Source organism: Xanthomonas sp. NCPPB 3174, assembly GCF_056725205.1.
On record NZ_CM161517.1, the window covers coordinates 100,402 to 113,316 of the forward strand.

Here is a 12,915-nt window from a genome sequence, read left to right on the forward strand (position 1 = left end):
TCGCGTAGGAGCGGCTTCAGCCGCGACGGGCGTTCCCGATGACGCCTGTCGCGGCTGAAGCCGCTCCTACCGAATACCTGTGCGTCAGGACGTGTTCTACCGACCCAGCCGCTCCGCCAGCCGCACCAGCTCCGCCAGCGAGCCGACCTCGAGCTTGCGCATCGCATTGCCGCGGCGCACCTTCACCGTGATCTCGCTGAGCTGCAGTCGCGCCGCCACCTGCTTGTTGAGCAGGCCCTGCACCACCAGTTCCACCACCTCGCGTTCGCCGGCGCTGAGCCGCGCCCAGCGTGCCTGCAGTTCGGCCTGCGCGGCCTCGGCGGCGCGGCGCGCGCGGTCGCGGGCGATGCCCTGGCCGATCGCATCGAGCAGGTCCTGGTCGCGGAACGGCTTGGTGAGGAACTCGATCGCGCCGTTCTTCATCGCCTCCACGCTCATCGGGATGTCGCCATGGCCGGTGATGAAGATGGTCGGCAGCGCCAGCCCGGCCTCGTGCATGGTGCGGTGGAAGTCCATGCCGCTCTGCCCGGGCATGCGGATGTCCAGCACCAGGCAGCTCGGCGCGTCGGCGCGCGGATGCGCCAGGAAGTCGCGGGTCGAGGCGAAGGCGTGCACCTGCAGATCCACCGAGGCGAACAGGTCTTCCAGCGCGGCGCGGATCGAGGCGTCGTCGTCGATCAGGTACACCACCGGGCGGGCGGTCGTGTCGGTGGTCATGGCCGCACTCCGTTGGCGGTGGGCAGGCACACGTGGAACACCGCGCCGCACGGTCGCCCCGGTTCGGCCCAGATGCGGCCGCCGCCGGCCTCGACGATGCTGCGGCTGATGCTCAGGCCGATGCCGATGCCGCCCTGCTTGGTGGTCCAGAACGCATCGAACAGGTGCGCCTGCGCTTGCGCGGACAGGCCTTCGCCGCTGTCGGCCACGCTCAGCCGCACCGAGCGTGCGTCGTCGCGTTCGGTGACGATGCGCAGCGTCCGCTGTGCCGGCGGCGTGGCGGCCATCGCCTCGATCGCATTGAGCAGCAGGTTGCCGATCACCTGCTGGATCTGCACCGGGTCGGCCGATACCGGCGGCAGCAGCGCCGACAGTTCGGTGTGCACGCTGACCGCGCTGCGCTCCAGTTCGCCCTGCGACAGCGCCAGCACCTCGTTGACCGCAGCGTTGAGATCGAAGGCGCGCTGTTGCGGCGCCTCGCCGCGGGTCAGGCTGCGCACCCGTGCGATCACCTCGCCGGCGCGCTCGGCGTCGGCGAGGATGCGTGCCAGCGCCGCTCGCGCCTTGTCCAGGTTCGGCGGCTGCTGGTCGAGCCAGCGCTGACAGGCGTTGCCGCTGGTGACGATGGCCGCCAGCGGCTGGTTGACCTCGTGCGCGATCGAGGCGGTGAGGCTGCCCAGGCTGCGCACCCGCGCCAGCCGCAGCAACTGTGCCTGCGCCGCGTGCGCGGCGGCCTTGGCGCGCTCCATGCGCACCGCGATGGAGGCGGTCACCGCCACCACCACGATGCTGATCGCCGAGTTGATCACGCCGACGTGGTAGGCCCCGGCATGCGTGAGATGGAAGCTGAGCACGACCAGCACCACGCAGATGCCGGCCAGTACGCCGAGTCCGGCCGGTGCCAGCAGCCGCACCGCGCCGAGGATCGCCACGGTGTAGAACAGCGCCGCCGCCACCGCGTAGTCGGTGACCGTGTCGGCGACGAAGATCGCGCCCAGCGCCAGGCCCAGCGCGGCCAGGCCGAGCAGGCGGCGGTGCGGCGGCAGCGGCTTGAACCAGGCGATCATCGGCGGCGTGGCATGGAAGTGATGAGGTTGGGCATGGCTGGCTCAGGCTTCGGCGCCGGCGTTCCAGAACGCCTGTTGTACACCCGGTTCGCCCTCCAGGCGCTGCACAACTTCATCCAGTTCCTCGGCGCGCACCGCGGTGGCATACAGCGTCGCGGCGATCTCCACGTCCCGCTGCCCGAACGGATGCTGCTCGACCTCGCGCGCCGGGTAGTGCGCCTCCTCCAGCAGTTCGATCAGCCGCTCGCGCACCTCGCCGTGCACCTCGCGCGCGCAGATCGCATAGAACATGTAGGTGGCTTCCAGCGAGGATTCCTTCAGCGGATGCCGGTTGATGCGGTTCACCATCGGCCGTAGCAGGGTATTGCTGAGCAGCACGAACACGGCCGCCAGCACCGCCTCGGCGACCAGCCCGGCGCCAGCGCAGGCGCCGACCGCGCCCGATCCCCACAGCGTGGCCGCGGTGTTGAGCCCGGTGACGTTGGCGCCTTCCTTCATGATCGCGCCGGCGCCGAGGAAACCGATGCCGGAGACCACGTAGGCCACCACCTGCACCGCGCCCTGGGTACCGCCATGGATCTCGAACAGACGGTCGCCGAGCGAGACGAAGATCGCCGCGCCGACCGCGACCAGGGTGTTGGTGCGCAGCCCGGCGGTGCGCTGGCGCACCTGGCGCTCGAAGCCGATGATCGCGCCGAGCACGAAGGCGGCGGTGAGGCTCACCAGGGTGTCGAGCAGCGAGCCGAGATTGAACAGGCGAAGGGCTTCCATCAGGGCGCGTTCCGGTAGGTGAGGGGAGCGAGCACGGCGGCTCCGGGGAAGGGAGTGGGCAGGGACAGGGTGCCGATGATGCCGCGGCGAGATGGCAACTCGTACCGTTGGCACGCGCATGCGCTTCAGTGCATGCCGGGCCACCACGCCAGCGCGGCATGCAGCCAGTGCGCGGCCGGAGCGTTCGCCCAGACCTCGTGCAGGCGCCGCTGCGCCGCATGCGGCAAGCGCGCACGGACGCGGATGCGGTCGGCGACGGACAGCAGCGACAGCGCATCGGCCATCACCCGCGGCGACTGCGCGGACAGCGCCAGCGCGAAGGCGCGGGCGCCGTGGGCGGCGAGCAGATGGCGCAGCGCCTCGGTGCGGCGCATGGCGACCGCGGCGCGCAGCGCGCGCTGCAGGCAGCGCTGCAGGCGGAAACGACGGGAAAACAGCGAGAACACGAACATGACGACCTCCTTGCGGCGCGTGGCCGGAAAGGACGTCGCAGCGTGCGGGCAGCGGGCGTCTTCCGGCTCAGCGCCGGGCAGCGACCAGGCGAGGGGAGCGGTGGGGGAATGCGGCGCTGACGCCGCGTCGATGCGGATCGGGGTCCATGCTCGCCTCCGGTGTCAGGGGGAACGGATCGCGCGGAGCGCGACGGTCTGGCGCGGTGTCGGATGCCGCGTTACCGCCCACTGGCTGGGCCAGGAGCGGGTGGCGCAAAGCTTGGCATGCGGCTCATGCCCGTACCAGCCTGCATGAGGCCATGGCGGCGATACCAAGGTATATCCGCTCTCCTCCGCCTGCCGGCGCGTGGCGCAGCGATTGAGACGCGGCCGGCTACACTGGCCGCATGCAGAACGATGTCCATTTCCTGATCCTCGCCGGCCTGTTGTGTGCCGTCATCGCCCTGTTGCTGGCCGTGTTGCTGCGGCGGGGCAACCACACCGCGCTGGAGGCGGCCCTGCGCGAGGAGCAGCGCAGCGGCCGCGGCGAGCTGCGTGAGCAACTCGACAGCCTGGCCCGCCAGCAGGACGCGCGCAGCGAAGGTTTCGCCCGCAATCTGGCGGATCTGTCCACCCGCACCGACCAGCGCCTGGACCTGCTGCGCGAGGCGCTGACCGAGGACGCGCGGCGCGGCCGGGTCGAGGCCGGCGCCGCGCAGCAACGCATGGCCGAACTGCTGAGCCAGCGCCTGGTCGAGATCCGTGGCCAGCTCGACGCCTTCGGTCAGCAGCAGGACGCGCGCATGGCCCAGTTCGGCCAGCAGCAGGCCGAGTTGATCGCGCGCATCGACGCGCAGCTGGGTGCGCTGCGCGAGGCCTTGCTCGAGGACGCGCGCAAGGGCCGCCAGGAAGGCGCGGACGCGCAGCAGCGCTTTGCCGACACGCTCGGCCAGCGGCTGGGTGACCTGGTCCAGCGCAACGAGCAGCGGATGGGTGAGATGCGCGCCACCCTGGAGGAGCGGCTGAAGGAACTGCAGGCCGACAACGCGGCCAAGCTCGAACAGATGCGCGGCACCGTCGACGAGAAGCTGCAGACCACCCTCAACACGCGCCTGGATGCCTCGTTCAAGCTGGTCTCCGAACGGCTTGAGCAGGTCCAGCGCGGCCTGGGCGAGATGCAGCAGCTGGCCACCGGCGTCGGCGACCTCAAGCGCGTGCTGAGCAACGTCAAGAACCGCGGCGGCTGGGGCGAGGTGCAGCTGGAGAACATCCTCGAGCAGACCCTGACCCAGGAGCAGTACGCGCGCGGCGTCCGCGTGCGCCCGGAGCGCAACGAGATGGTCGATTTCGCCGTGCGCCTGCCCGGCCGCGGCCACGAGGACACGCCGGTGTGGCTGCCGATCGACGCCAAGTTCCCGCGCGAGGACTACGAGCGCCTGCTCGACGCGCAGGAGCAGGGCGATCCGGAACTGGTGCAGGCGACGGGCGCGCAACTGGAGCGCGCGATCCGGGTGCAGGCCAAGTCGATCGGCGACAAGTACATCGCCCCGCCGCATACCACCGATTTCGCGGTGATGTTCCTGCCTACCGAGGGCCTGTACGCCGAGACCCTGCGCCGCCCCGGCCTGGCCGACTTGCTGCAGCGCGAGCACCGCATCGTCGTTGCCGGGCCGACCACCATCACCGCCCTGCTCAACAGCCTGCAGATGGGCTTTCGCACGCTTGCCATCGAAAAGCGCTCCAGCGAGGTGTGGGGCGTGCTGGCGGCGGTCAAGAGTGAGTTCGGCAAGTTCGCCGGCATCCTGGAAAAGGCCGAGAAGCAGATCAGCACCGTCGGCAAGAGCCTGGGCGAGGCCAGCCGCAAGACCCGCACCATCGAACGCCGCCTGCGCGGCGTCGAGACCCTGGCCGATGCGCAGGCCGCGCCGCTGCTGGAACTGTCGCTGCCGCTGGACGATGCCGAGGCGGACGAGGCGGCGGGCGACGACCGGGAATGAGGGCTTGCGGTGCGCAGCGGCGAGTTGGGATGGCAGGGCGTCGTGGCGGTTTCGTCGACGCGGGATGGCGTGCGACCAGCACGCGCCATGTTGGATGCAGCGCCGCGACCTGGACGGGGCCAGCGCGGCCGCTTCGTATGCGCGCGCTGTGCCGATCGCGCAGCACGCAGGTGTCGTTGTCTTGCCTGCAGTGTCGATGCGATTCGACATCGCGGATAGGTTGTCGTCTCCAGGCCGCTCGCCTGCTCGCTCGCTGGCCGCTACGCGCGCTTCTGATCACGACGAGCGGCACATGTGTAGCGGCGGCTCTTGTTCCTCCTGTGGCAGTCGCGAGCAGGTTTTGCGGGCGCGGCTGTCGCGGCTGAAGCCGCTCCTACCGGAGCGCATGATCCGCAGCAAAAGCGGATGTCACGTGCCGACACGGGCGAGCTGTCGGTGCGCTGAGTCACGCGGTCACGGCACTGCGCATGCTGTGCCGGCAGCGACTATGCTGGCGCTTCCTTTCGACCGAGGTAGTGCCCCATGTCCGAGTCGCTGACCGCCATTCCGCTGATCCGCATCGATGGCCAGCCGGCCACCCTGGCCGAGTTCGCCGGCAAGGTGCTGCTGATCGTCAACGTCGCCTCCAAGTGCGGCCTCACCGCGCAGTACGCGGGCCTGGAAGCGCTGTATCGCGAGAAGCAGGCTGCGGGGCTGGAAGTGCTGGGCTTCCCGGCCAACGATTTCAAGGGCCAGGAGCCGGGCAGCGAGTCGGAGATCCAGCAGTTCTGCCAGCTCACCTACGACGTGACGTTCCCGATGTTCTCCAAGATCGCGGTTACCGGCGAGGACACCCATCCGCTGTACCGCGCGCTGATCGCCGCGCAGCCGCAGACCGAGGGCGAGGGCCCGATGCGCGAGAAGTTGGCCGGCTACGGCATCGAGCCGAATCCGGCGCCGGGCGTGCTGTGGAATTTCGAGAAGTTCCTGGTCGGCCGCGACGGCCAGGTCCACGCGCGTTTCGCTCCGGACGTCACCGCCGAGGATCCGCGCCTGCGCGCGGCGATCGACGCGGCGCTGGGGTAACGGTCTGCGGTGTTCGACGCGAAGAGGCGCCGCCTGTGAGCTGGACGCGTCGTTTGGGGTTGCAGATCGTTGTTGGCCGAGCCGAAACGTTGTCGGTGCTCCAGTGATTGTCGGCGTCGTTCATCGCGGCTGAAACTGAGGGCTTCGCCCCGCACCCTCACCCCAACCCCTCTCCCGAGGGGAGAGGGGCTAGCCCGCCATGCAAGGCTTGTAGCTGCTTGCCGTTGCCGTTGCCGTTGCCGTTTGCTGTTGCTTTGGCTGTTGCTTTGGACTTGCCGGGTTCCCTTCCGAAGCGGCGGCCAGCGCGGGGAAAAACCCGAAGGGCGGCGTACATGGATGTACGCCGTCCGCGGCAGGGCAGGGCTCGCCGGAAAAAGGCGAAGCACTGCTTCGCCCCGGCGGGCGGGCTGGCGCCGTGAGGCGACTGCCCCGGACTTGGCTGCGAAGCAGCCAAGCCCCTTCCGCGGATCCCCGCGCTGGACGCGGACCCGGAGCGCGCAGCGCGGAGGGCGCGAAGGCAGGGCGCGCTTTCTTTTGGTTACCTTTTCTTTGCGCGAGCAAAGAAAGTGCTTCTCAGCAGCCGAAGGCTGATCAAAGTAACTCGCCCGAAAGGGCGAAAGCCTTTGCTTTCGCTTGAGATTTTCTTGTCGGGCGAAAAGAAGAACCGTAGATACCGTCTTACCCCCTAGCAGGCAAGGCCCCTTTTCGGATCGAACGCCGTGCCCGATTTGAGAACCCCGTAGGCCAGGTGCAGGAGCTTGCGCATGGCGGCGCACACGATCTGCTTGCCGGCTTTGCCGCGTTCGCTCAGCCGCTGTTTCAGCGTGCGGATGATCGGGTTGTGGGTCATGGCCACCAGGGCCGGCATGAACAGGCCGGCGCGCAGGCGGGGCGAGCCGGTGCGCGAGATGCAGACGTGGCCTTTGCGCTCGCCCGACTCCTGCAGGCACGGATTCAGGCCCGCGAAGGCGGTCACCGCCGAGGCATCGGCGAAGCGCCTCACATCGCCAAGCTCGGCCAGCATCAAGGCCGCGCTGGTGTCGGCAATCCCCTGGATGCTCACCAGCAGCTCGCGCTGCCCACGCAAGGTCGGATCCTGGTCGATATGGTCATCGATGGCCTGCTCGATCTGGGCGATGTGGTGTTGCAGATCGGCCAGATGGACCTGGATCGAGTCCTTCACCTGAGCCGGAGCGACGTCCAGCCGGTTGCGCTCCATCTGCAGCATCTGTTGCAGATCTTGCCGCCGGCGCACCAGCGCTTTGAGCTGCTTGAGCGCCGGCGGATCAGGGGACCAACGGCGTAACTGCTCGCGGTGACGCAAGGCATAACTGGCGATCAGCTTGGCATCGCTGCGATCGGTCTTGACCCGGCTGAGTTGGCTGCGTGCGTACGCGGCCGTCTGCGCCGGGTTGAGCACGCACACCCGATAGCCGCGTGCGTGGAGGAACTCGGCCAGCGCCTGGTGGTAGGTGCCGGTGGCCTCCATGGCGATCCAGCTATCGGGCTGCGCATGCGTCTGCAGCCATGCCTGCAGGGCCTGGAAGCCCTTGGCATCGTTGGACAACTTGGCCTTGGTACGGTGCTTGCCATTGGTCAGATCGATGGCCACATCGAAACTGCGTTTGGCGACGTCGATGCCGATGACGGGAGACATACGCGATTCCTCCATCGTGTCAGGGTCATGATCGGCGCTGGGCCCGGTCCTGCCTTGTCGATGCGAGTTCACGCCCGGGGGCGGACTCTGGATACCGTTCGGACACACAAAGGCCAGCATGTGGAGGGCGGAGCCGATCTACGATGCAAGCTCGAAGCTTTAGGAGCGACTGGACCTCCTACACCTCCTCCGATGATCAGTCGGAAGACATGACGCCTGTTTAGGGGCGACATGTCCAGATACAAGGAGCGGCTTCAGCCGCGACAGCGAGAGTTCGCTCTACCTGTCGCGGCTAAAGCCGCTCCTAAGTTCGCTCTACCTGTCGCGGCTAAAGCCGCTCCTACGATTCAGCGGCCGCCACCGTGGCAGCAAGTGCAAGAGCAAAGCTTTCGCCTAGCGGCGAGTTACTTTGATCAGCCTTCGGCTGCTGAGGAGCGCTTCTTTGCTTGTGCAAAGAAAAGTAACCAAAAGAAAGCACACCCCGCAGCGCGCCTTCCGCGCTTCGCGCTCCAGGTTCGCAGCCACGACGGGCATTTTTCGACGGCACTGTCCGCTACGCGGCCAAGCCCGGGGCAGGCGCCTCACGGCGCCAGCCCGTTCGCCGGGGCGAAGCAGTGCTTCGCCTTTATCCGGCTCACCCATGTGCCGGCGAAAAACGACGCGCATCCTGCGCGTCGCCCTTCGGGTATTCGCCCGCCGCGGCTGCCGCGCCGAGGGGACCCCGGTAATCAACAGCAACAGCAGGAGCAACAGCAAAGCCGCCTGCACCCCTTAATCCGCCGCGATACTCGCTCATCCACTGCAAACCTCGCACTCATTCGCGCACATCGCGCCGCGGCCACAGGCGATACCAGCAAATCCTCAGGCACAAAAAACCCGGCCGAAGCCGGGCTTTTCGTAGGTGCGTCGCGCGGCGGACTAGCGACCGCCGCGCCACTCCGGGACCGGCATCGCGTCCACCGGCACCGTCGGATTGGTCTCTTCCTCGCGCAGATAGGCCGGCAGATCGTCGTCCTGCCGCTTGTGCCCGCGCATGTCGCTCTCGATCTGATAGTTGCGGCGCTGCAGCCACGCATCGCGGGTCAGCTGATACTCGTCTGGCGCCTGGTCGCGCATGCTGTCCAGCGACAGCAACTGCGCCCGCGTGTCGACCAACTGCAGGCCCTGCAGGCCGACGCGCACCCGGTCCTCCTCGATCTGCTGCAGCGGCGACAGCGGCGCGTCGCCGACCAGGCCGAACGCATCGCGTACCGTGCGCGGACCGAACAGCGGCAGTTCCAGGTAGCGCGAACGGCGCCAGCCCCACACGCCCAGGGTCTGGCCGAAGTCCTCGCTGCGGCGCGGCAGGTTGGCATCGGTGGCCGGGTCGAAGATGCCGCCGATGCCCAGCGTGCTGTTGATCAGGAACCGGCTCAGCGTCTGCCCCGCCTGCAGCGGCCGACCCTGCAGCAACTGGTTGACCATGGTCAGCGGCGAGCTGAGGTTGTCGAAGAAGTTGGTCACGCCCAGCCGCACCGGCCGCGGCACCACGTTGACGTAGGCCCGCGCCAGCGGCCGCGCCACGCCGCGATCGACCACGTTGTTGAAGGCATGCACCTTGCGGTTGAACTTCTCCCACGGGTCGTAGCTCTGCGGTGCGGGCACGCCCGCGGGCAGCGTCGGATCGGCGACCGGGTTGTACGGGTCGCCGCCGTACAGTGCGGCGTAGTCGTCCTCGGCCGAGGTCGGCGTGCCGTTGGCCGACGCAGTGCCCGTGGCATTCGCCGGGGGCGCCGCCGCCGGCGCGCTCGATGCTGCCGGGACGCTGGCGTCCATGCCGGTCGTGCCGTCCGAGGTGGCCGCCATGGCATTCGCATCGGTGAGCGCAACGTTGTCGCTGGCGGCCGGCGCCGACTGCGCCACGGGCGGCGGAGACGGGGGCGGCGTGCGCTTGGGCGCGCCGGCGCAGGCGCCCAGGGCGGCGGCCAGGGTGAGGGAAGTGAGGATACGCAGCACGTTCATGTGTCAGCTCGCCGCAGGGGGAGAGTGGAAATCCAGGGTCGAGGCCAGCCGGTAGGCGGCGCTCAGATCGGTCAGGCCGGCCGGGGCGCCATGGATGGCGACCTCGGCCTGGCCCTGGGCGCGCAGGCGCGCGGCAAGTTCGGCGAGCAGCGCCAGGCCGGCGCTGTCCACCCGCGACACCGCTCGCAGGTCCAGCACGCGTGCGCCCGGCAGCGCGCGCAGCGCCGCCGGCCACAACGCGGTGGCCGCGGCACGGTCGAGCACGCCGCTCAGCGCGAGCGTGTCGCCGTCGCGGCGCAGCTGCGGCGCATCACTTGCCACTGTTGCCCGCCGGCGCCGCCTGCAGCGTGCCGTTGCGCAACTCGGCCGCGACCTCGGCGATCGACTTGTTGCGCAGCGGGGTGTCGAACTGGTTGCGGAAGGTCTGCACGTAGGACACGCCCTCGACCATCACGTCGAAGATCTTCCAGCCCGCGCCGGTGTTGCGCAGCAGGTAGTCCACCGGCACCGGGTCGCCGCCGCTGCGCAGCAGCTCGGTGGAGACCTTGACGCCGCGGCCGCCCGGCAGCGGGGTTTCCGACTTCACCCGCACCTGCGGCTTGCCTTCGAAGGTCAGCAGCGAGGTGCCGTAGCGCTGCATCAGGTTGTCGGCCATCGCGTCGCCGAACAGCTTGACGTCGGCGTCGGAGGCGCCGCGGCCGTGCACGCCGAGCACCAGGCGGGCGGCGTAGTCGCGGTCGAAGGACTTGTTCATCTCGCTGTCGATGAACTGGCGCAGTGCGGTCGGGTTGCTCTTGAACTCGCTGCGGCGCTGTTCCAGCGTGGTCAGGATGCGCGTGCTGTTCTCCAGCACCACCTTGCTGGCCGAACCGGCCTGGGTGGCGGAGGCGGCCGGCGCGGCGGCCTGGGCCAGGGCGGCGGAAGGCGCGGCCACGGCCAGCGCGGCGGCGAGAGCGGCGGAAAGCAGTTTGATCGTCATGGCTTGGGTTCCGTTGCGGGCGTGGTGGGGTCGGCCGAGGGTGCGGCAGCGGGTGTTGCGTTCTTGTCGCCGCCGGCGCTGCCGCCGCCGAACATGTACTTGCCGACCAGCTGGATCAGGTCCACCGCTGGCTGGGTGAAGGCGATTTCCTGGCCGGGCTTGAGCGTGTCGGGGTCGCCGCCGGGCTGCAGGCCGACATAGCTCTCGCCGAGCAGGCCGCTGGTCAGGATCGCCGCCGAGGTGTCGGCCGGCAGATCCTTGTACTTGTCGTCGATGGACAGGGTCACCACCGAGTCGAACTTGGTCGGATCCAGGTCGATCTTGGCGACCTGGCCGATGATGACGCCGCCGATCTTCACCGGCGCCTGCGCGCGCAACTGGCCGATCTGCGAGAAGCGCGCGACCAGGTCGTAGCGGTGGCCGCCGAAGCCCCACTGGCGGTTGGTGGAAGCCAGCGCCAGCACCAGCAGCGAGGCCAGGCCCAGCAGCAGGAAGGCGCCGACGGCGAACTCGAGACGGGGACCACGGAGAGCCATAACGTGTCTACCTTGTTGATTCAGCGTGGCCGCGGCGCCAGTGCCGCGACCGGGATGTTGCCGCAAGGCCTGCCGTCGCCGGCCGGCCCCGCGTTGGCGCCGCTCAGCGGAACAGCAGCGCCGACATGACGAAATTGAACATCAGCACCAGCAGAGAGGCATTGACCACGGCGCGGGTGGTGGCCACCGAGGTGCCCTCGATGGTCGGCTCGGCATGGAAGCCGACATAGGCCGCCACCAGCGCCGCCGTGCCGCCGAACACCGCCGACTTCAGCATCGCCACGCCGAAGTCGTCCCAGAAATCCACGCTGCTCGACAGCGCCGACCAGAACGTGCCGCGGTCCAGGCCGAGCGCGCCGACGGCCTCGAAATAGCTGGCGCTGATCGCCAGCGAGCAGAAGATGCCGGTCAGCAGCGGCACGGTCAGCACCGCCGCCCAGAAGCGCGGCGCCACCGCCTTGGCCACCGGGTCGATTGCCATCAGTTCCAGGGCCTTGATCTGATCGGTCGCACGCATCAGGCCGAGCTCGGCGGCGATGGAACTGCCGGCGCGGCCAATGAACAGCAGCGCGGTCAGCACCGGCGCCAGCTCGCGGTACAGCGACAGGCCGAGCAGGGTCGACAGCGCATCGGAGGCGCCATAAGTCTGCAAGGTGCGGTAGCCCTGCAGGGTCAGCACCAGGCCGACGAAGGCGCCGCCCACGGCGATGATCGGCAGCGAGCGCGCGCCGACCTTGTAGATCTCGCGGATCAGCTCGGCGAGCAGGTCGCGGGTCGGCAGCGAGCCGCGCAGCACGGTCAGGAAGAACAGCCCGGCGCGGCCCAGGGAACGGATCGGGGCAACGATGGCCATCAGGCGGCGCTCCGCGCGCGCTGCGGCGCATCGAACGGGATCGGGCCGTCGGGACGGCCATGCAGGAACTGCTGCAGCAACGGATCGCTGCTGGCCTGCAGCGCCTGCGGGGTGCCGGCGAAGACCACGCCGCCGTTGGCGATGGCCACGGCCTGGTCGCAGATCGGCAGCGTCTCGTGGACGTGGTGGCTGACGATGATGCTGGTCAGGCCCAGGGTGTGGTTGAGGCGCTGGATCAGGCTCATGATCACGCCGGAGGCGATCGGGTCCAGGCCGGTCAGCGGTTCGTCGTAGATCATCAGCGGCGGATCCAGGGCCAGCGCCCGCGCCAGCGCCACGCGCCGCGCCATGCCGCCCGACAGCTCGCGCGGCCAGACATCGGCGGCGGCCAGCAGGCCCACCGCGTGCAGCTTCAGCGCCACCAGCCGCTGCAGCACCGGCTCGGGCAGGCGGGTGTGGGCGCGCAACGGCAGCGCCACGTTCTCGGCCACGCTCAGGTCGGTGAGCAGGCCGTTGCCCTGCAGCAGCACGCCGATGCTCTTGCGGGTCTCGCGCAGCGCGCGGCTGCCGTGCGGCAGCGGCTTGCCGAACACTTCCAGCGTGCCCGCGGCGGGCACCAGTTCGCCGGTCAGGGCGGCCAGCAGCGTGGATTTGCCGCTGCCGGAAGGCCCGAGCACGGCGGTGATGCTGCCGCGCGGCACGCTCAGCGAGACGTCACGCAGGATCGCGCGGCCGCCGCGGTCGATGCGCACGCCCGACAACTGCACCAGATTGGATTCGGAAGACGCCATCGCGGCCTTTAACGAAAATACAACATAGGATCGATCCGTTCGGCTGAACT

General features: G+C 69.2%; 13 protein-coding genes. 2 read left to right on the forward strand and 11 right to left on the reverse strand.

Annotated elements, in window-relative coordinates:
• Nucleotides 1-96 precede the first annotated feature (96 nt).
• From AC1PK7_RS00490 to AC1PK7_RS00505, 4 genes are all read right to left on the reverse strand, one after another.
• Nucleotides 97-717, reverse strand: coding sequence for a response regulator transcription factor (locus AC1PK7_RS00490; protein WP_481099502.1), 621 nt, complete (start codon nucleotides 715-717; stop codon nucleotides 97-99).
• Nucleotides 714-1,784 (reverse strand): sensor histidine kinase, encoded by a 1,071-nt coding sequence (locus AC1PK7_RS00495; RefSeq protein WP_481099503.1) that lies wholly within the window; start codon nucleotides 1,782-1,784, stop codon nucleotides 714-716. The genes AC1PK7_RS00490 and AC1PK7_RS00495 overlap by 4 nt, the downstream gene beginning before the upstream one ends.
• A gap of 42 nt (nucleotides 1,785-1,826) precedes the next feature.
• Nucleotides 1,827-2,555, reverse strand: coding sequence for an MgtC/SapB family protein (locus tag AC1PK7_RS00500; protein WP_371180763.1), 729 nt, complete (start codon nucleotides 2,553-2,555; stop codon nucleotides 1,827-1,829).
• Nucleotides 2,556-2,680: 125 nt separating this feature from the next.
• Nucleotides 2,681-3,007, reverse strand: coding sequence for a hypothetical protein (locus AC1PK7_RS00505; RefSeq protein ID WP_481099504.1), 327 nt, complete (start codon nucleotides 3,005-3,007; stop codon nucleotides 2,681-2,683).
• Nucleotides 3,008-3,393: 386 nt separating this feature from the next.
• Between AC1PK7_RS00505 and AC1PK7_RS00510 the strand changes: the two genes are divergently transcribed.
• Both AC1PK7_RS00510 and AC1PK7_RS00515 read left to right on the forward strand, forming a co-directional pair.
• The gene (locus tag AC1PK7_RS00510; protein ID WP_481099505.1) at nucleotides 3,394-4,983 is read left to right on the forward strand and encodes a DNA recombination protein RmuC; all 1,590 of its coding nucleotides are present in this window, start codon (nucleotides 3,394-3,396) and stop codon (nucleotides 4,981-4,983) included.
• Nucleotides 4,984-5,505: 522 nt separating this feature from the next.
• Complete coding sequence (locus tag AC1PK7_RS00515; protein WP_481099506.1) at nucleotides 5,506-6,048, forward strand: glutathione peroxidase; 543 nt, start codon at nucleotides 5,506-5,508, stop codon at nucleotides 6,046-6,048.
• Nucleotides 6,049-6,733: 685 nt separating this feature from the next.
• On the opposite strand, the gene AC1PK7_RS00520 is transcribed toward AC1PK7_RS00515, so the two are convergent.
• The 7 genes from AC1PK7_RS00520 to AC1PK7_RS00550 all read right to left on the reverse strand — a co-directional run bounded on the left by AC1PK7_RS00520 (nucleotide 6,734) and on the right by AC1PK7_RS00550 (nucleotide 12,865).
• Entirely contained in the window at nucleotides 6,734-7,705 is a 972-nt protein-coding gene (locus AC1PK7_RS00520) for an IS110 family RNA-guided transposase (RefSeq protein WP_420008187.1), read from the reverse strand.
• Nucleotides 7,706-8,623: 918 nt separating this feature from the next.
• Entirely contained in the window at nucleotides 8,624-9,706 is a 1,083-nt protein-coding gene (locus tag AC1PK7_RS00525) for an MlaA family lipoprotein (RefSeq protein ID WP_481099507.1), read from the reverse strand.
• Nucleotides 9,707-9,709: 3 nt separating this feature from the next.
• A complete protein-coding gene (locus tag AC1PK7_RS00530) occupies nucleotides 9,710-10,027 on the reverse strand; it encodes an STAS domain-containing protein (protein WP_481099508.1) in 318 nt (105 codons plus the stop codon).
• Complete coding sequence (locus AC1PK7_RS00535) at nucleotides 10,017-10,685, reverse strand: MlaC/ttg2D family ABC transporter substrate-binding protein (RefSeq protein ID WP_209249430.1); 669 nt, start codon at nucleotides 10,683-10,685, stop codon at nucleotides 10,017-10,019. The genes AC1PK7_RS00530 and AC1PK7_RS00535 overlap by 11 nt, the downstream gene beginning before the upstream one ends.
• Nucleotides 10,682-11,221 (reverse strand): outer membrane lipid asymmetry maintenance protein MlaD, encoded by a 540-nt coding sequence (gene mlaD, locus AC1PK7_RS00540; protein WP_017909944.1) that lies wholly within the window; start codon nucleotides 11,219-11,221, stop codon nucleotides 10,682-10,684. The genes AC1PK7_RS00535 and mlaD overlap by 4 nt, the downstream gene beginning before the upstream one ends.
• A 103-nt stretch (nucleotides 11,222-11,324) precedes the next feature.
• Nucleotides 11,325-12,074, reverse strand: coding sequence for an MlaE family lipid ABC transporter permease subunit (locus AC1PK7_RS00545; protein ID WP_010341089.1), 750 nt, complete (start codon nucleotides 12,072-12,074; stop codon nucleotides 11,325-11,327).
• Nucleotides 12,074-12,865 (reverse strand): ABC transporter ATP-binding protein, encoded by a 792-nt coding sequence (locus AC1PK7_RS00550; RefSeq protein WP_481099509.1) that lies wholly within the window; start codon nucleotides 12,863-12,865, stop codon nucleotides 12,074-12,076. The genes AC1PK7_RS00545 and AC1PK7_RS00550 overlap by 1 nt, the downstream gene beginning before the upstream one ends.
• Nucleotides 12,866-12,915: the final 50 nt, after the last annotated feature.

What these genes read in the sequence shown, in the direction of transcription:
- AC1PK7_RS00500 (WP_371180763.1), bottom strand. Translation starts at nt 2,555, where the DNA reads ATGGAAGCCCTTCGCCTGTTCAATCTCGGCTCGCTGCTCGACACCCTG.
- AC1PK7_RS00515 (WP_481099506.1), top strand. Translation starts at nt 5,506, where the DNA reads ATGTCCGAGTCGCTGACCGCCATTCCGCTGATCCGCATCGATGGCCAG.
- AC1PK7_RS00505 (WP_481099504.1), bottom strand. Translation starts at nt 3,007, where the DNA reads ATGTTCGTGTTCTCGCTGTTTTCCCGTCGTTTCCGCCTGCAGCGCTGC.
- AC1PK7_RS00520 (WP_420008187.1), bottom strand. Translation starts at nt 7,705, where the DNA reads ATGTCTCCCGTCATCGGCATCGACGTCGCCAAACGCAGTTTCGATGTG.
- AC1PK7_RS00490 (WP_481099502.1), bottom strand. Translation starts at nt 717, where the DNA reads ATGACCACCGACACGACCGCCCGCCCGGTGGTGTACCTGATCGACGAC.
- AC1PK7_RS00550 (WP_481099509.1), bottom strand. Translation starts at nt 12,865, where the DNA reads ATGGCGTCTTCCGAATCCAATCTGGTGCAGTTGTCGGGCGTGCGCATC.
- AC1PK7_RS00545 (WP_010341089.1), bottom strand. Translation starts at nt 12,074, where the DNA reads ATGGCCATCGTTGCCCCGATCCGTTCCCTGGGCCGCGCCGGGCTGTTC.
- mlaD (WP_017909944.1), bottom strand. Translation starts at nt 11,221, where the DNA reads ATGGCTCTCCGTGGTCCCCGTCTCGAGTTCGCCGTCGGCGCCTTCCTG.
- AC1PK7_RS00495 (WP_481099503.1), bottom strand. Translation starts at nt 1,784, where the DNA reads ATGATCGCCTGGTTCAAGCCGCTGCCGCCGCACCGCCGCCTGCTCGGC.
- AC1PK7_RS00510 (WP_481099505.1), top strand. Translation starts at nt 3,394, where the DNA reads ATGCAGAACGATGTCCATTTCCTGATCCTCGCCGGCCTGTTGTGTGCC.
- AC1PK7_RS00525 (WP_481099507.1), bottom strand. Translation starts at nt 9,706, where the DNA reads ATGAACGTGCTGCGTATCCTCACTTCCCTCACCCTGGCCGCCGCCCTG.
- AC1PK7_RS00535 (WP_209249430.1), bottom strand. Translation starts at nt 10,685, where the DNA reads ATGACGATCAAACTGCTTTCCGCCGCTCTCGCCGCCGCGCTGGCCGTG.